The following is a 17,340-nucleotide window of genomic DNA, read 5'->3' as shown; positions in this document are numbered from 1 at the left end:
GGGGGGTTCATGAGACACAGAGCGAGATCGATCCTCGCTGTCGGCGCGCTCCTGATCGGCGGAGCGAGCCTCGCACCCATAGCCCAGGCACAGAGCGCAAGCCCGGCGAAGTCCGACCCGGACGCGGTCAGGGTCTTCCGCGCCGACGTCACCAAGCAGCAGATACCCCTGCTCCTCAAAGCCGGCCAGGACGGTGACGAACTCGCCGAGCAGGTCACCGGAGGCGGAAAGACCGGGAAGTCCGAGGTCGAGGTCTACCTCACCGGTCAACAGGCCGCGAAACTCCGCGAACAGGGCGTCGACCTCACCGAGCACACCGTCCCGGCCAGGGCTCAGGCGCGCATCGAGAAGGCGTCCCAGGGCGTGTTCCGCCCGTACAGCGGCAAAGGCGGGCTCAAGGAGGAGATCCTCCGCACCGCCCAGGCCAACCCCGGCCTGACCAAGGTCGAGTCCATCGGCAGGACGGTCGACGGCCAGGACATCCTCGCCCTCAAACTGACCAGCGGCGCCAGGAGGACGAAGGACGGCTCCAAGCCGTCCGTGCTGTACCTGTCCAACCAGCACGCGCGCGAGTGGATCACACCGGAGATGACCCGGCGCCTGATGCACTATTACCTGGACCACTACACGTCCGACCAGCGCATCCGGAGGATCGTCGACTCCACCGAGCTGTGGTTCGTCATCTCGGCCAACCCCGACGGCTACGACTACACGTTCAAGAACTCCACGACCCGCCTGTGGCGCAAGAACCTGCGGGACGTCAACGGAGACGGTGTCATCGGCACGGGCGACGGCGTCGACCTCAACCGCAACTTCCCCTACAAGTGGGGCTACGACGACGAGGGTTCGTCCCCCGACCCCACCAGCGAGACCTACCGCGGCGCGAGCCCCGAGTCCGAGCCCGAGACCAAGGCGCTGGACGGCTTCGAGAAGCGCGTCGGGTTCAGGTATGCCATCAACTACCACTCCGCCGCCGAACTCCTCCTCTACGGCGTCGGCTGGCAGGTCGCCACCCCCACCCCCGACGACGTCCTCTACAAGGCGCTCGCCGGCACCCCGGACAACCCGGCCATCCCCGGCTACCGTTCGCAGGTCTCCTCGGAGCTGTACACCACCAACGGCGAGGCGGACGGGCACGCGTCGAACGTCAACGGCATCGCGATGTTCACCCCCGAGATGTCGACCTGCCAGACCGCGTCGCAGATCGACCCGAACGACGCCTGGAAGCCCGAGGACTGCCAGTCCGTCTTCAACTTCCCCGACGACGAGAAGCTGATCCAGCAGGAGTTCGCCAAGAACATCCCGTTCGCGCTCTCCGTCGCCGAGACCGCCGTGCACCCGGACCTGCCGGCTTCCTCGGTCGGGCTGAGTACCGCCGACTTCACCCCGGCCGCGTTCCCCACGTCGTACGCACGGGGCGCGGGCCAGGAGGTCTCCGTCGTCGTCCGCAAGGCGATCCACGACAAGGAGCTGAAGTACCGCGTCAACGGCGGCCGTACGCACGACCGGGCGCTGCGGCACTGGAAGGGCGGCAGGACCTACGGCGGCCACGACGACCTGTACTTCGACGAGTACCGGGCCAGGGTGCAGGGCGGCGAGCCGGGCGACAGGGTCGAGGTGTGGTTCAGCGGCGAGACGAAGAGCGGAAAGAAGGTCTCCAGCTCGCACTTCACGTACACCGTCGCCGAGCGCCCCAGGGCCGACACGCTCGTCGTCGCCGAGGAGGGCGCGGCCGCCGCGCAGGCGCAGAAGTACGTGGACGCGGTGAAGGCGGCCGGGCACCGGGCGCTCGTGTGGGACGTCGCCACGCAGGGCGCCCCGGACGCGCTCGGCGTGCTGAAGCACTTCCGGACGGTCGTGCACTACTCGGGCGCCGCCGGCCCCGGCAACGCCACCCAGCTCCAGCTGCGCGCCTACCTCAACGAGGGCGGCCGGCTGATCGAGGCCGGTGAGCTGGCCGGCGGCAGCGTCGACCTCGGACGCGGCACTCTCTCGGACGACTTCAGCCAGTACTACCTGGGCGCCTACAGCCGTACGTCGACCAAGGGAGCCACCGGCTTCACCGGCACCGGCGCCCTGGAGGGCTACTCCGGCGCCCTGGGCGACGCGCCCAGCAATCCACTGGATGAGGCCGGTACCTACGGCGTCACCTCCGACGAGCTCCCGGCGTCCGCGTATCCGCAGTTCAAGAGCGCCGGCGCGGGCCGGTTCGCCGGGGCGGTGAGCCCCTACGGGCCGTACTCCGGCTCGTACATGGCCGCCGCCGTGCACACCGACGACGCCTACAAGCGTCTCACCCGCACCATCGATCTCACCGGTGTCGCCGCCGCCGACAAGCCGGCCCTGCGCACCCGGCTGTTGTGGGACACCGAGCCGGGCTACGACCACGCGGTGATCGAGGCGCACACCGTGGGTGCCGACGACTGGACCACGCTGCCGGAGGCCGGGGGCGCGACGAGGACGGCCGTGCCGGCGGACTGCGGGCAGGGGTTCCTGATCGCCGAGCATCCGTGGCTGAGGCACTATCTGACGCTCGCGAACAACGCCTGCACCGCGACCGGGACGACCGGATCGTGGAACAGCCTCACCGGCAGCTCCGGCGGCTGGCGGCAGGTCGCCTTCGACCTGAGCGCCTACGCCGGGAAGTCCGTCGAGGTCTCGATCAGCTACATCACCGACCCGGGCACCGGCGGACACGGCGTGCTCGCGGACGACGCCTCGCTCGTCGTCGGCGGAGCGGTGAAGGAGACCGAGGGATTCGAGTCGTCGCTGGGCGCCTGGCACGTGACCGGACCGCCCGCGGGCAGCCCGCCGGCCCGGAAGGACTGGGCGCGCTCCGGGGCGCTGTTCCAGACATACGGAGCGGTGACCACGGACGACACCGTGCTGCTCGGTTTCGGCCTGGAACAGGTGTCGTCGGCGGCCGACCGGGCAGCCCTGGTGCGGAAGGCGTTCGCGGCGCTCGGCGGGTGAGGGGCGCCACGTTGACAGATCCCGCTCACCTTGTTCCGACAGGTGAGCGGGAGCCCTCTCAACGGTGCGCGGAACCGGTCCTGATCAAGTGAGCCGACCCGCTCACGAACGAGTGAAGAGAGCGCAAAAACCGCCCGGCATTCCGTACTAAATACGAGTGAATCCACTGCCGTTCCGGGATGTTCCGTACCCTACTGACGGGTACGGAACGCCTGCCCGTGTATGGGCCATCTCGATGTCACCCCGGGGCCCTCAGGGAGGTAGGGTCGGTGGTGGTCGGGGACATCCCAAACAGAGCTCGCCGGCACCGCATGGCCGGCGTACCAACGAGGAGATCGGTTCGTGACGATCCGCGTAGGCATCAACGGCTTCGGCCGCATCGGGCGTAACTACTTCCGCGCGCTGCTGGAGCAGGGAGCGGACATCGAGGTTGTGGCTGTCAACGACCTGGGTGACACCGCGACCACCGCTCACCTGCTCAAGTACGACACGATCCTGGGTCGCCTCAAGCAGGAGGTCTCCCACACCGCCGACACCATCACCGTGGACGGCCACACCATCAAGGTGCTCTCCGAGCGCAACCCGGCCGACATCCCCTGGGGCGAGCTGGGCGTCGACATCGTCATCGAGTCGACCGGCATCTTCACCAAGAAGGAAGACGCCGCGAAGCACATCGCCGGTGGCGCGAAGAAGGTTCTCATCTCGGCTCCGGCCAAGGACGAGGACATCACCATCGTGATGGGCGTCAACCAGGACAAGTACGACGCGGCCAACCACCACGTCATCTCCAACGCCTCCTGCACCACCAACTGTGTGGCCCCGATGGCGAAGGTCCTCGACGAGAACTTCGGCATCGTCAAGGGTCTGATGACCACGGTGCACGCGTACACGAACGACCAGCGGATCCTGGACTTCCCGCACAAGGACCTGCGCCGCGCCCGTGCCGCCGCGGAGAACATCATCCCGACCACCACGGGTGCCGCGAAGGCCACCGCCCTGGTCCTGCCGCAGCTCAAGGGCAAGCTGGACGGCATCGCCATGCGCGTCCCGGTCCCGACCGGCTCGGTCACCGACCTGGTCGTGGAGCTCGGCCGCGAGGTCACCAAGGAAGAGGTCAACGCCGCCTTCCAGAAGGCCGCCGAGGGCGAGCTGAAGGGCCTGCTCGACTACACCGAGGACCCGATCGTCTCCTCGGACATCGTCAACGCCCCGGCCTCCTGCACCTTCGACTCCTCCCTGACCATGGTCCAGGAGGGCAAGAACGTGAAGGTCATCGGCTGGTACGACAACGAGTGGGGCTACTCCAACCGCCTCGTGGACCTCACGGTCTTCGTCGGCAACCAGCTCTGATCGCCGAAGATCTCAGCAGCAGGACCTTGAAGTGAGAGCAGGGCTCGGGCAGCGCACCGCCGCGCTGTCCGGGCCCTGTCTCGCGTACGGACCACGTCCTTTTACGATCAGGTGCACCACGAGCCCTCCTTTGGAGTCCACTCAATGAAGACGATCGACGAACTTCTCGCCGCCGGCGTGAGCGGCAAGCGGGTCTTCGTCCGCGCCGACCTCAACGTGCCGCTCGAGAACGGCACCATCACCGACGACGGCCGGATCCGCGCCGTCCTGCCCACCGTCAAGGCTCTCGCGGACGCGGGCGCCAAGGTGGTCGTCGCCTCGCACCTGGGCCGCCCCAAGGGCGCCCCCGACCCGGCCTTCTCCCTCGCGCCGGCCGCCTCCCGCCTGGGTGAACTCCTCGGCTCCGCCGTGGCCTTCGCGACCGACACCGTCGGCCGCTCCGCCCAGGACACGGTCGCCGGCCTGATGGACGGCCAGGTCGCCGTCCTGGAGAACCTGCGCTTCAACGCCGGCGAGACCAGCAAGGACGACGCCGAGCGCGGCACGTTCGCCGACCAGCTCGCCGCCCTGGCCGACGTCTACGTCGGCGACGGCTTCGGCGCGGTCCACCGCAAGCACGCCTCCGTGTACGACCTCCCGGCCAGGCTGCCGCACTACGCCGGCTACCTCATCGCCACCGAGGTCGGCGTCCTGAAGCAGCTCACCGAGGACGTCAAGCGCCCCTACGTCGTCGCGCTCGGCGGCGCCAAGGTCTCCGACAAGCTCGCCGTCATCGACCAGCTGCTCGGCAAGGCCGACCGCCTGCTGATCGGCGGCGGCATGGCCTACACCTTCCTCAAGGCCAAGGGCTACGAGGTCGGCATCTCCCTCCTGCAGGAGGACCAGATCCCGGCCGTCACGGAGTACATGGAGCGCGCCGAGAAGCAGGGCGTCGAGCTGGTGCTCCCCGTCGACGTCCTGGTCGCCCGGGAGTTCCCGGACCTGAAGACCAAGGCGCCGGCCGACTACGACGTGGTCGACGCGGACAAGATCCCCGCCGACCAGGAGGGCCTGGACATCGGCCCGAAGACCCGGGAGCTCTACGCCTCGAAGCTCACCGACGCCGCGACCGTCTTCTGGAACGGTCCCATGGGCGTCTTCGAGCACCCCGACTACGCGGGGGGCACCGCGGCGGTGGCCCGGGCCCTCCTCGACTCGGACGGATTCACCGTCGTCGGCGGCGGTGACTCCGCCGCGGCCGTGCGTACGCTCGGCTTCGACGAGAACGCATTCGGCCACATCTCGACCGGTGGCGGCGCCTCCCTCGAATACCTCGAGGGCAAGACGCTCCCCGGCCTCGCCGCACTGGAGGACTGACCCCGCATGACGACTCGCACGCCGCTGATGGCGGGCAACTGGAAGATGAACCTCAACCACCTCGAGGCCATCGCACACGTCCAGAAGCTCGCCTTCGCCCTGGCCGACAAGGACTACGAGGCCGTCGAGGTCGCCGTCCTGCCGCCCTTCACCGACCTGCGCTCCGTGCAGACCCTGGTCGACGGCGACAAGCTCAAGATCAAGTACGGCGCCCAGGACCTCTCGGCGCACGACTCCGGCGCCTACACCGGCGAGATCTCCGGCCCGATGCTGGCCAAGCTGAAGTGCACGTACGTGGCCATCGGCCACTCCGAGCGCCGCCAGTACCACAACGAGACCGACGAGCTCGTGAACGCCAAGGTCAAGGCCGCCTACCGGCACGGCCTGACCCCGATCCTGTGCGTCGGCGAGGAGCTGGACGTCCGCGAGGCGGGCAACCACGTCACCCACACCCTCGCCCAGGTCGAGGGCGGTCTGAAGGACCTCACGGCCGAGCAGGCCGAGACCATCGTGATCGCCTACGAGCCCGTGTGGGCCATCGGCACCGGCAAGGTCTGCGGCGCCGAGGACGCCCAGGAGGTCTGCGCCGCCATCCGCGCCAAGATCGCCGAGCTGTACGCGCAGGACGTGGCCGACAAGGTCCGCATCCAGTACGGCGGCTCCGTGAAGGCGGGGAACGTCGCCGAGATCATGGCGCAGGCCGACATCGACGGCGCCCTGGTCGGCGGCGCCTCGCTGGACGCCGACGAGTTCGTCAAGATCGTGCGTTTCCGCGATCAGTGACGCATGCTGTGAGTAGGCGGTAGCGGCGATACGTCGTACTCTTGCGGGGGCACGGCCGAGGTGCTGTGCCCCCGTCGTCCATCCGAATCCGAGGAAGTTGGTCCAGCCGTGGTTTTGGGGTTCTCGATCGCCCTGATCGTCTTCAGCCTGCTGCTGATGCTGCTGGTGCTGATGCACAAGGGGAAGGGCGGCGGCCTCTCCGACATGTTCGGTGGCGGCATGCAGTCCTCCGTCGGCGGCTCCTCGGTCGCCGAGCGCAACCTGGACCGGATCACGATCGTGGTCGGCCTGCTGTGGTTCGCGTGCATCATCGTCCTCGGCATCGTGATGAAGACGACCAGCTGACACGAACTGCCGGCACACCGCGCAGCACACACATCACGCATATTCGGTACGTAAGGCCCCATGTTCGGTACGCGCTCCTGGGTGCGGCCTATCATGGGGCTTGCGTCTAGGAGCGGGGCCCTTGTAACTCCAATCACTGGACGCGCGTTGGGCCTTACGTAGACTGAGGCGCTCGCAGCGAAGCGGAACGCCGACTCGTTTCGCGGCACCATCACGCAGGGAGTTACGACCGTGGCAAGTGGCAACGCGATCCGAGGAAGCCGGGTCGGGGCGGGGCCGATGGGCGAGGCCGAGCGCGGCGAGTCCGCGCCGCGTCTGCGCATCTCCTTCTGGTGCTCCAACGGGCACGAGACGCAGCCCAGCTTCGCCAGCGACGCGCAGGTGCCCGAGACCTGGGACTGCCCGCGTTGCGGCTTCCCGGCCGGTCAGGACCGGGACAACCCGCCGGACCCGCCGCGCACCGAGCCGTACAAGACGCACCTCGCGTACGTACGGGAGCGGCGCAGCGACGCGGACGGCGAGGCGATCCTCGCCGAGGCGCTCGCCAAACTGCGGGGCGAGATCTAGCACTTGACACCGGCCGGGCGCCTTGAGGTGCCTGGCCGGAACCGTCTGCGCCCGCCTGCGGCCGGTCGATTGTCAGTGCCTCCCGTTACGTTGTGTCCATGGACGCATGGTGAGGGGGAGCTGTGACGAGGGCCGGGGAAGGGCGCGGGAGTGCGCCCGCGTGGCGCGGGGGATTCGGGCGGCTGTGGACGGCCGCCGTGGTCTCCCGGTTCGGGGACGCGTTGCGGAACTCCGCGCTGCCCCTGCTCGCGGTGCGGCTCAGCGACGAACCCCTGGTCATCGCCTCGGTGACGGCCTGTGGATACGTGCCGTGGCTGCTGTTCGGGCTGCTCGGCGGGGCCGTGGCCGACCGGGTCGACCAACGGCGGGCGATGTGGGCCGTGGACACGGTCCGCGGCCTGCTGGTGGTCGCGTTCGCCGTCGCCGTGGGACTGGGCCACGCCTCGATTCCGCTGCTGCTCGCCCTCGCCTTCGCGCTGACCACGCTCCAGACGCTGTTCGACAACGCTTCCACGGCCCTGCTGCCCGCGCTCGTGGACCGCGAGGCCCTGGGCGGCGCCAACGCCCGGCTGATGACCGGTCAGCAGATCGCCGGCGGTCTGCTGGCCGCTCCGCTGGTGCCGCTGCTGCTGACGGCGGGCGCGTTCGTGCCGTTCGCGGCCGACGCGAGCACCTTCCTGGCGGCCGCCGCCCTGGTGGCGTCCCTGCGGATACGTCCGCCGGAGCGCGAGACACGCCCGGCGGGCAGCACCCTGCGCACGGAGATCGGCGCGGGGCTGCGCGCCCTGTGGGGGGACCGGGCCCTGCGCGCGATCTGCGTGGCCACGCTGCTGTGCAACATCGGCATGGGCGCCCTGATCGCCACCCTCGCGCTGCACGTGACGCGCTGGCTCGACGCGGGCGACGCCGGTTACGCGGCCGCGATGACGGCTTTCTCGGTGGGCAGCATCACGGGCGGATTCGTCGCGCAGCGCCTCGCGCGCCGCACCGGCCGGGTGCGGGCCCTGCTGCTCGCCGGCAGCGTCCAGACGTCGTCACTGCTGCTCATCGGCTCCGTCCGGCACCTGGCCGCGCTCATCACCGGCATGCTGCTGCTCGGCGCCATGAACATGGTCTGGAACGTCAACCAGGTCACCCTGATGCAGCAGCGCAGCCCCGAGGCGATGGTGGGCCGTATCGCCTCCGCGTTCCGCACCTCCTCGACGTCCGGCGCTCCGCTCGGCGCGCTCCTCGGCGGAGTGGCGGCCCGGACGTACGGACTGAACGGTCCGGCCCTGCTCGCCGCGGTCCTCTTCGCTCTTGCCGTCACCGCGCTGATACCCGCCCGTAAGACGGACGTACCTGTTGTTGCGCCGCACGACGGAGCCACGACGGCTCCTGCCGTGCAGTGATCAATTAGGTTGGAACAGCTGGGACAGGCACGAAAGAAGGCGGAAGTCGGAAATGAACGCAGACGGCCGTACCAGGCTCAACCAGAGGCCCGAATGGACCGCTCTCGCCAAGCACCGGGAGGAGCTGGCCGACACCCATCTCAGGGAGCTGTTCGCCGCCGATCCGGGGCGCGGTGAGGGGTACACCCTCCAGGTCGGCGATCTGTACCTCGACTACTCGAAGCACCTGGTCACCGACGAGACCCTGCGGCTGCTGCGCGAGCTGGCCGCCGCCACGGACGTGTTCGCGCTCAGGGACGCCATGTTCCGCGGCGAGAAGATCAACGTCACCGAGAACCGGGCCGTGCTGCACACCGCGCTGCGCGCCCCGCGGGACGCGGTGATCGAGGTCGACGGGGAGAACGTCGTCCCGAAGGTGCACGCCGTTCTCGACAGGATGAGCGACTTCGCCGACCGCGTCCGCTCCGGCGCCTGGACCGGCCACACCGGCCGGCGCATCAGGAACGTCGTCAACATCGGCATCGGCGGCTCCGACCTGGGACCCGCGATGGCCTACGAGGTGCTGCGCAGCTTCACCGACCGGGCCCTGACCGTCCGCTTCGTCTCCAACGTGGACGGCGCCGACCTGCACGAGGCCACGCGGGACCTGGACCCGGCCGAGACGCTGTTCATCATCGCCTCCAAGACCTTCACCACCATCGAGACGATCAGCAACGCCACGTCGGCCAGGAAGTGGCTGGTGGACGCACTCGGTGACGAGTCGGCGGTCGCCCGGCACTTCGTGGCGCTGTCCACGAACGCCGAGAAGGTGACCGGGTTCGGCATCGACGCGGACAACATGTTCGAGTTCTGGGACTGGGTCGGCGGTCGGTACTCGTACGACTCCGCGATCGGCCTGTCCCTGATGATCGCGATCGGCCCCGACCGGTTCCGGGAGATGCTCGACGGCTTCCGGCTGGTCGACGACCACTTCCGCACCGCGCCCGCCGAGGCCAACGCCCCGTTGCTGCTGGGCCTGCTGGGCATCTGGTACGGCAACTTCCACGACGCCCAGTCGCACGTGGTGCTGCCGTACAGCCACTACCTGTCGAGGTTCACCGCCTACCTCCAGCAGCTGGACATGGAGTCCAACGGCAAGTACGTGGCGCGGGACGGCCGGCAGGTCGAGTGGCAGACCGGCCCGGTCGTCTGGGGCACCCCGGGCACCAACGGGCAGCACGCCTACTACCAGTTGATCCACCAGGGCACCAAGCTCATCCCTGCGGACTTCATCGGCTTCGCCGAGCCGGTGGGCGAGCTGAGCGGTGAACTCAAGGCGCAGCACGACCTGCTGATGGCCAACTTCTTCGCCCAGACCCAGGCGCTGGCCTTCGGCAAGAGTGCCGAGGAGGTCCGCGGGGAGGGCGTGCCGGAGGAGCTGGTGGCGCACAAGACCTTCCAGGGCAACCGGCCGACGACGACCATCCTGGCGAAGGAACTGACCCCCTCCGTCCTCGGCCAGCTGGTCGCGCTCTACGAACACAAGGTCTTCGTGCAGGGCGCGGTGTGGCACATCGACTCCTTCGACCAGTGGGGCGTCGAGCTGGGCAAGGTGCTGGCCAAGCGGGTCGAGCCGGCACTGACCGAGGGCGCCGAGGTCGAGGGCCTCGACGCGTCGACGAAGACACTCGTCGCCAAGTACCGGGAACTGCGCGGCCGTAGCTGACGGGGCGTACGCCGGAGCCGGACGGAGCCACGGCATCGGGCCGACCGCCCACCCGGCCCCGGGCACACCCCGGAGGCCGTACAACAGCCCCAACAGCCCCCGCACCTATGGGCGTTGAGTTCCCCCGGGGGCCCGGTCAGGCCACCGCGCTCAGGGTGTCCGCGAGGCGGCTGCGTGCCGCGCGAGCCGCGGGCAGCGCCGCCAGCGCGGCCGCCCCGAGCACGGCGGCGGCGCCCAGCGCGAGCAGCAGCCCGGGTGAGGGGGACTGGGCGATGCCGGCGCCGATACCGCTGGAGCTGCCCTGGGCGTCGATCAGCCGGCGGCCCAGCGGCAGCCCCAGCGCCGTGGCGGCGATCGCCGCGGCCAGGGCCGTACAGCTCGTCGCCGTGACGGTGATCGCGGTGATCTGCCGCGGCGACATGCCGATCGCCCTCAGTGCCAGCACGTCCCGCTCGCTCTCGCGGACGCTGCCCCCGATGGCGGTGCCCAGCTCGACCAGCCCGATCAGGGCCAGCACGGCGATCAGCCCGGCGACGACCGCGCGCAGCGGGGACAGACCGTCGGCCGGGTTCGTCACCGTGTGCACGTCGAGGTGGCCGCGGCCGGCCCGGGCCAGTGCGGTGGCCACGCGCTGCGGGTCGGTGCCGGGGCGCAGCCGCAGCTCGTAGAAGGCGGGGGTCAGCCCGGGGTCGTTCTCCCGGAGGGTGTCCAGTGAGGTGGTCACGACCCGGCCGGCGTTCTGCGGTTCGATGCTGCGGCCCACGATGTGCAGGATCTGCGGCCGGTCGCCCACCGTCATGCGCACCCAGTCACCGACGCGGGCGTGCAGCAGGTCCAGCAGGCCCTGGCCGGCCACCGCCTCGTCGGATCCGTGTGCGGCCCGGCCCTCGGCGAGGGCGTAGGGATAGGGCTCGGCGCGGGTGCCGACGCCGCGCAGCGCGATGGTGCCGGTCTGGCCGGGGACCAGCGCGGCGACCTCGACCCCGGGATAGGCGGCGGTGACCCGGTGATCGCCGGTGAGCAGGGCCCGTACCGCGGACGTGTCCATGGCACCGTCGGAGCGGACCGACAGGGACGTCGGCAGACCCATGCGGTCCGGGCTGTTGTGGAAACGGTCGATCGTGGTCCAGGCGCTGAGCGCCACCACGATCAGCAGCAGCGGCAGCGTCAGCCGGGCCACGGTGGCAAGCGACCGGCCACGCCCCGCGAACGCCTTGTGGCAGCCGAGGACGAGCGCGGCCGGCAGCCGCAGCCCGAGCGCCCGCCGGGCCAGTCCGGTCAGCCGCCCGCCGGCCGCAGCGGCCGGGCGCGGCACCGGAACCGGCGGCACCCGCCCGGCCCGCCAGGCCGCGAGCCCCGTGGTCAGACCGATGAACAGCACCGCCCCCACGGGTACCAGGAACAGCGCCACGGTGTGCCCGGGCAGCCCCTGCCACAGGCCCACGGCGTCGCCGAGCCGGCCGGGGATCCTCCGGCCCAGGGCCTCGGTGAGCCCCGCGGCGGCCACCGAGCCGAGCAGCGCGTACGCGAGGTGCTGCAGCAGGAAGATCCGGACGACCTGGCCGGGTGTGAAGCCGATCGCCTTCAGCACCGAGATGTCCCGCAGATGCCCCCGGATGCGGGTGGCGATCGCTCCGTGCACGGCGAACCCGGCGGCGATCAGGGCGCCCAGACCGAACAGGCCGAGCACCTGGCCCAGCAGCCGGTTGTCGCCCTGGGCCGCGGCGCGCGCCTGCTGCCAGGTGGAGACATCGCCGACCGCGCCCGCGCCCAGCACGGTGACGGCTCGCTGCACCGCGTAGTCCGTGTCGCCCGGGTCGGCGAGGCGCAGTCCGATCACCTGGCCGCCGGGAGCGCGTACGGCGGACGGCAGGGCCCATACCAGGCCCGGCTGCTCGCCCGGGCTGTAGCGGGGTTCGGCACTGTCCGCGATGCCCTCGACGGTCAGGGCGCGGGCGGTACCGGGCAGGGTGAGGGTGTCCCCGGGCTCGGCCAGCAGCGCCCGGGCCAGGCTGCTCTCCAGCACCACGCCGTCCGGTTCGGCCGGATCCAGCCAGTGCCCGGCGGTCAGCAGCGGCCGGCCGACGGAGGGCAGCTGCGGGGTGCCACGCAGCTCCACGGAGGCGCGGGTGCCGCGTACGGCGACGGTGGCGGACTCGGTGCGGTAGGGGCCGGCCACGGAGTCGACACCGTCCAGCCGGGCCAGCCCGCGGGCGTCGGCCGACGGCACGGTGTGGATCCACACATGCGCCCCGCGGGCCTGTGTGAAGACGCGCTGCCAGGGGTTGGTCGCGTACCCGAACAGGGCGGTGGCCAGCAGCAGCGAGACGACGATCCCGGCGGTGGCCAGCACGAGGAACAGCGCCTCGCCACGGTGGGTGCGCAGATCGGAGTGCGCCCACCGCAGGGTGGCTCGTACGTCCCGGAGATCCAGCACCGTCAGTCCCTCAGCTCCAGCACGCCCGAGATCCCCGGCTTCCCGCGCGGCGGGGTGCCGCCCAGGGCGGCGTCGTCGGCTATGCGGCCGTCGAAGAAGCTGATCACGCGGTCGGCGGCGCTCGCCAGCCGGGCGTCATGCGTGACCAGCACGATCGTCTGGCCGCGTCCGTGGAAGCGGGACAGCAGCCGCATGACCTCGCGCGTGCCCCTGCTGTCCAGGCTGCCGGCTGGTTCGTCGGCCAGCAGCAGCGGGGGATGGTTGACCAGGGCCCGGGCGAGCGCGACCCGCTGCTGCTCGCCGCCGGACAGCTCGCCCGGCATGCTGCGCTCCTTGCCGGTGAGCCCCAGCTCGGCCAGCAGCTCCTCACGCTCGGCGCGGGCCTTCTTCGGCGGGACGCCGGCGAGCAGGGCGGGCAGTTCGACGTTGTCGGCGACCGACAGGTTGGACACCAGGTTGAAGAACTGGAACACGATCCCGATGGCCTTGCGGCGCTCCACCGCCCAGCGCGCCTCGCTGAAGGAGTCCGTGCACCGGCCGTCCAGCCAGATGCTGCCCTCGTCCGGCCGCTGGAGCCCGCCGAGCAGATGCAGCAGGGTGGACTTCCCGGCCCCGGACGGGCCGGTGATCGCCACGAACTCGCCCCGGCCCACACTCAGGTCGACCCCGCGGACGGCGTGCGCGGGGGCGCCCTCGCCGTGGTGGGTCTTCACCAGCCCCTCGGCCCGGAGCACCGGAACCCGGTCCTCACTCATTCCAGTTCCTCCTGGCACCGCTCCAGCCAGTCGAGATCGGCCTGCAGATGCAGCATCGCGCCCTCGATGAGCAGCAGGGCGATGCGGTTGTCCCGGTTCTCGGCCGCGGCCAGCTTCGACAGGTTGCGCATGGTGTTCAGGTACTGGCGCCGCTGCCTGTTGATGAGGGCGATCTGGTCGGCGAGACCGGTCTGCGGGGCCAGGGCGAGCTTCATGAAGAACTCGTCCCGTACCCGCGCCTCGTCCTCGGTCTCCTCGAACCAGGCGTGCAGCGCCTCCCGCCCGGCATCGGTGAGGTGGTAGACCTTCTTGTTGGGCCGGCTGGACTGCTCGACGTCCTCGCCCTCGATCAGTCCCGACTTCTCGAGGCGGCCGAGGGTGACGTAGATCTGGCCGACGTTCGGCTGAGGGTACGCGGAGCCCAGCAGTTGCTCAAGGTCCTGCTTCAGCTCGTAGCCGTGGGCCGGGCCGCGGGCGAGCAGTGCCAGGAGGGGCAGGCGCACTCGTGCTCTCCTCCTAGTCTGCGTAATGTGCTCCAGGCCCTAGTATCGCCCATACCTAACAGGTATACATGGCCTCTGACTCCCGGGCGAGGGTGCCCGGAGCCGTGTGTACGTGTTCAGGGAGGAACCTATGCGGTGGATACGCGCCGCCGGTAGGGGCCTCCTGGTTCTGGCCGTGATCCTCACCGGGTACGTCGCCTCCGGCGCGCACGCCGACGAGGACGCGGGCGACGGCCGCGGCCCGCTCACCCTGGCCACCGCCGGCGACCTCACCGGTTATCTCGCCCCGCTGCTCCAGGGCTGGAACCGCACCCACCCCGGCGAGAAGGTCACCCTCGTCGAGCTGCCCGACTCCGCCGACGAGACCCATGCGCAGATGACAACCGACCTGCGCGGCGGCGACCGGGGCCGGTTCGACGTCCTCAACATCGACGTCAACTGGACCTCGGAGTTCGCCGCGGCCGGCTGGATCCGCCCGTTGCCGCCGGACCGCTTCCCGCTGAAGAGCTTCCTGCCGCCGGTCGTGGACACGGCCACCTACGACGGCCGGCTGTACGCCGTCCCGTACGTCACGAATGCCGGACTTCTCCTCTACCGCAAGGACATCCTCGCCAAGGAGGGCGTGCCGCCGCCGCGCACCTGGGCCGAGCTGGAGCATGACGCGAAGACCATCGCGCCGAAGTACGGACTCGGCGGTTACGCGGGCCAGTTCCTGCCCTATGAGGGTCTGACCGTGAACGCGGCCGAGGCCGTCTACTCGGCGGGCGGCACGATCCTCGGCGGCGAGGGCACCCGGGTCACCGTCGACTCCGCCGCCGCCCGCCAGGGCATCGGCTTCCTCGCCCGCGGCGTCCGCGAGGGCTGGATACCGAAGGCGGCGCTGACGTACAAGGAGGAGGAGTCCAAGCAGGCCTTCCAGGACGGCAGACTGCTCTTCCTGCGCAACTGGCCCTACGCCTACGCCGTCGCCTCCGCCAGGGGCTCCAGGGTCGCCGGGAAGATCGGCGCCGTGCCGCTGCCCGGACCCGACGGGCCGGGGACCAGTGTGCTCGGCGGCTCCGACCTCGCCGTCAACTCCCATGCCCGGCACCCCGATTCGGCCGCCCGGCTGATCGCCTATCTCACCAGTGCGCCCGTCCAGCGCCAGGTGCTCACCCGGGGCGCGCTGCCTCCCGTGCGCGCCGCGCTCTACGAGGACCCCGGACTCGTACGGCGGTTCCCCTATCTGCCGACCCTGCGCACCGCCGTGCTCACCGCCCGGCCGCGCCCCAAGAGCCCGCACTACGACCAGGTCAGCCTGGTGGTGCAGGCCGTGATGCAGGACGCGCTCAGCGGGCGCCAGACGCCCGAGCAGGCCGTGTGCCGGCTCGCGTACGAGCTCGACGCGATCGCCCGCCGATAGTTACTTGTTAAGTAACGCGCAGATCTCATCTCGGTGCGTGATGCCCCGCTAAGTCCGGTTTTACGCCCTCAACTCACCGGTAGCTTCCGTTCTTTTCGTTGACACCCTCACGACACGCCTACCTAACATGCATGCATGCTGAGTAAGTACCACTGGTGGCGTGACGCGGTGATCTACCAGGTCTACGTCCGCAGCTTCCTCGACAGCACCGGCGACGGCGTCGGCGATCTGGCCGGCGTCCGGGCCGGGCTGCCGTACCTGAAGAAGCTGGGCGTCGACGGGATCTGGCTGAGCCCGTTCTACCCCTCGCCGCAGCACGACCACGGCTACGACGTGGCCGACTACTGCGGGGTCGACCCGCTCTTCGGCGACCTCGCCGAGTTCGACCGGCTGATGGCCGCCGCGCACCGGCTCGGCATCAAGGTGCTCCTCGACATCGTCCCCAACCACTGCTCCAGCGAGCACCCGTGGTTCCGCGAGGCGCTGGACAGCGCGCCCGGCAGCCCGGCCCGCGCCCGCTTCCACTTCGCCGACGGCCGCGGCCCGGACGGCGGCGAGCCGCCCAACAACTGGCACGCCATGTTCGGCGGCCCCGCCTGGACCAGGGTCGGCGACGGCCAGTGGTACCTGCACATGTTCACGCCCGAGCAGCCGGACTGGAACTGGCGCACCCCCGGGGTCGCCGCCGAGTTCGACCGCGTCCTGCGCTTCTGGCTGGACCGGGGCGTCGACGGCTTCCGCATCGATGTCGCCGCCGGCCTCTACAAGCACCCCGAACTGCCCGACTCCGACGACCCCGAGGCCGACGCCCGCACCCGCGACTCGGTCAACCCGCTCGCCTGGAACCAGCCCGAGGTGCACGCGGTGTGGCGGCAGTGGCGCGCGACCTGCGAGGAGTACACCGCACGCGACGGCCGCGAACGCCTCCTCGTCGGCGAGGTCTCCGTCCCCACGGCCCGCGAACACGCCCTGTACGTCCGCCCCGACGAACTCCACCAGGCCTTCTTCTTCGACCTGCTCGGCGCGCCCTGGGACGCCGACGCCTTCCGCAAGGTCATCACCGAGGCCATGCAGGACATCGCCGGCACCGGCTCCACGGTCACCTGGGTCCTCAACAACCACGACCAGGTCCGCACGGTCACCCGCTACGGCGAACCCGCCCCCGAGGGCAGCGGCCTCGGCGCCGCCCGCGCCCGCGCCGCCGCGCTGCTGATGCTGGCGCTGCCCGGAGCCGCGTACATCTACCAGGGCGAGGAACTGGGCCTGCCCGAGGTCGTCGACCTGCCCGACGACGTCCTGACCGACCCCATATTCCGTCGCACCGGAAGCCGCGCCCGCATCCGTGACGGCTGCCGGGTGCCGCTGCCCTGGTCCGGTCAGGCCTCGCCGTTCGGCTTCACCTCCGGCGTCGAGGGTGTGAAGCCCTGGCTGCCCCAGCCGGACTACTTCGCCGAGTACGCCACCGACCGCGCCCTCGCCGACACCCGCTCCTTCTGGCACCTGTACCGCGATGGCCTTCAACTCCGCGCGCAGCTCCCCCAGTTGGGCGAGGGCACGCTGCACTGGCTGGACACCCCGCCCGGCGTCCTCGCCTTCACCCGCGGCGACGGCCTGGTGTGCGCCGTCAACTTCGGCACGGCCCCCGCGCCCGCCCCCGTCTCCGGTACCCCCCTGCTCTCCAGCGGCCCCTGTCCGGCGGGCGTCCTGCCCGGCGCCACGGCCGCCTGGTGGCTCAGCGACCTGTGATCAACCACCTCTTGAAGGGACATCGAT

The 17,340-nt window shown here is 70.6% G+C and carries 13 protein-coding genes; 10 read left to right on the top strand and 3 right to left on the bottom strand.

From position 1 onward, the window contains the following. The first annotated feature begins 9 nt into the window (after positions 1 to 9). The 8 genes from ACWDEN_RS19475 (at position 10) to pgi (ending at position 10,470) form a co-directional block, all read left to right on the top strand. Positions 10 to 2,973, top strand: a complete 2,964-nt coding sequence (locus tag ACWDEN_RS19475; protein ID WP_450859740.1) for a M14 family zinc carboxypeptidase — start codon at positions 10 to 12, stop codon at positions 2,971 to 2,973. Between the two features lie 342 nt (positions 2,974 to 3,315). Next, positions 3,316 to 4,323, top strand: a complete 1,008-nt coding sequence (gene gap / locus ACWDEN_RS19470; protein ID WP_191877421.1) for a type I glyceraldehyde-3-phosphate dehydrogenase — start codon at positions 3,316 to 3,318, stop codon at positions 4,321 to 4,323. 144 nt (positions 4,324 to 4,467) lie between these two features. After that, complete coding sequence (locus ACWDEN_RS19465) at positions 4,468 to 5,679, top strand: phosphoglycerate kinase (RefSeq protein WP_351620075.1); 1,212 nt, start codon at positions 4,468 to 4,470, stop codon at positions 5,677 to 5,679. A gap of 6 nt (positions 5,680 to 5,685) precedes the next feature. Continuing rightward, positions 5,686 to 6,462 carry a triose-phosphate isomerase gene (gene tpiA / locus ACWDEN_RS19460; protein WP_450859739.1) on the top strand — a complete coding sequence of 259 codons (777 nt, stop codon included), beginning with the start codon at positions 5,686 to 5,688 and terminating at the stop codon, positions 6,460 to 6,462. Positions 6,463 to 6,570: 108 nt separating this feature from the next. Continuing rightward, entirely contained in the window at positions 6,571 to 6,807 is a 237-nt protein-coding gene (gene secG / locus ACWDEN_RS19455) for a preprotein translocase subunit SecG (RefSeq protein WP_351620069.1), read from the top strand. Between the two features lie 231 nt (positions 6,808 to 7,038). Further along, entirely contained in the window at positions 7,039 to 7,374 is a 336-nt protein-coding gene (locus ACWDEN_RS19450; RefSeq protein WP_003976875.1) for an RNA polymerase-binding protein RbpA, read from the top strand. Positions 7,375 to 7,571: 197 nt separating this feature from the next. Then, on the top strand, positions 7,572 to 8,765 hold the full coding sequence (locus ACWDEN_RS19445) for an MFS transporter (protein WP_450859750.1): 1,194 nt from the start codon (positions 7,572 to 7,574) through the stop codon (positions 8,763 to 8,765). Between the two features lie 52 nt (positions 8,766 to 8,817). Further along, entirely contained in the window at positions 8,818 to 10,470 is a 1,653-nt protein-coding gene (gene pgi / locus ACWDEN_RS19440; protein WP_351620066.1) for a glucose-6-phosphate isomerase, read from the top strand. 136 nt (positions 10,471 to 10,606) lie between these two features. On the opposite strand, the gene ACWDEN_RS19435 is transcribed toward pgi, so the two are convergent. Genes ACWDEN_RS19435 through ACWDEN_RS19425 form a run of 3 tightly spaced genes read right to left on the bottom strand, consistent with a single transcriptional unit; the run spans position 10,607 to position 14,165 of the window. Further along, positions 10,607 to 12,907, bottom strand: a complete 2,301-nt coding sequence (locus tag ACWDEN_RS19435) for an ABC transporter permease (protein ID WP_351620063.1) — start codon at positions 12,905 to 12,907, stop codon at positions 10,607 to 10,609. A 2-nt stretch (positions 12,908 to 12,909) separates the two neighbouring features. Continuing rightward, complete coding sequence (locus ACWDEN_RS19430; RefSeq protein ID WP_351620060.1) at positions 12,910 to 13,662, bottom strand: ABC transporter ATP-binding protein; 753 nt, start codon at positions 13,660 to 13,662, stop codon at positions 12,910 to 12,912. Continuing rightward, complete coding sequence (locus tag ACWDEN_RS19425) at positions 13,659 to 14,165, bottom strand: PadR family transcriptional regulator (RefSeq protein WP_351620058.1); 507 nt, start codon at positions 14,163 to 14,165, stop codon at positions 13,659 to 13,661. The genes ACWDEN_RS19430 and ACWDEN_RS19425 overlap by 4 nt, the downstream gene beginning before the upstream one ends. Positions 14,166 to 14,295: 130 nt before the next feature. Here ACWDEN_RS19425 and ACWDEN_RS19420 point away from each other — a divergent pair, with 130 nt between their 5' ends. Together ACWDEN_RS19420 and ACWDEN_RS19415 are read left to right on the top strand one after the other, a co-directional pair. Next, a complete protein-coding gene (locus ACWDEN_RS19420; RefSeq protein WP_450859738.1) occupies positions 14,296 to 15,567 on the top strand; it encodes an ABC transporter substrate-binding protein in 1,272 nt (423 codons plus the stop codon). A 135-nt stretch (positions 15,568 to 15,702) separates the two neighbouring features. Beyond that, positions 15,703 to 17,313 carry a glycoside hydrolase family 13 protein gene (locus tag ACWDEN_RS19415; protein WP_351620054.1) on the top strand — a complete coding sequence of 537 codons (1,611 nt, stop codon included), beginning with the start codon at positions 15,703 to 15,705 and terminating at the stop codon, positions 17,311 to 17,313. The last annotated feature ends 27 nt before the right edge of the window (positions 17,314 to 17,340 follow it).

Source organism: Streptomyces sp. NPDC001153 (assembly GCF_053598315.1).
Note: the sequence above shows the minus strand (reverse complement) of the source record. Positions and strands in the feature narration are given on the sequence as shown.

Excerpts from the sequence above, each read along its gene's own strand:
- pgi (WP_351620066.1), top strand. The coding sequence starts at position 8,818 with ATGAACGCAGACGGCCGTACCAGGCTCAACCAGAGGCCCGAATGGACC.
- ACWDEN_RS19475 (WP_450859740.1), top strand. The coding sequence starts at position 10 with ATGAGACACAGAGCGAGATCGATCCTCGCTGTCGGCGCGCTCCTGATC.
- ACWDEN_RS19420 (WP_450859738.1), top strand. The coding sequence starts at position 14,296 with ATGCGGTGGATACGCGCCGCCGGTAGGGGCCTCCTGGTTCTGGCCGTG.
- ACWDEN_RS19465 (WP_351620075.1), top strand. The coding sequence starts at position 4,468 with ATGAAGACGATCGACGAACTTCTCGCCGCCGGCGTGAGCGGCAAGCGG.
- ACWDEN_RS19415 (WP_351620054.1), top strand. The coding sequence starts at position 15,703 with ATGCTGAGTAAGTACCACTGGTGGCGTGACGCGGTGATCTACCAGGTC.
- tpiA (WP_450859739.1), top strand. The coding sequence starts at position 5,686 with ATGACGACTCGCACGCCGCTGATGGCGGGCAACTGGAAGATGAACCTC.
- ACWDEN_RS19430 (WP_351620060.1), bottom strand. The coding sequence starts at position 13,662 with ATGAGTGAGGACCGGGTTCCGGTGCTCCGGGCCGAGGGGCTGGTGAAG.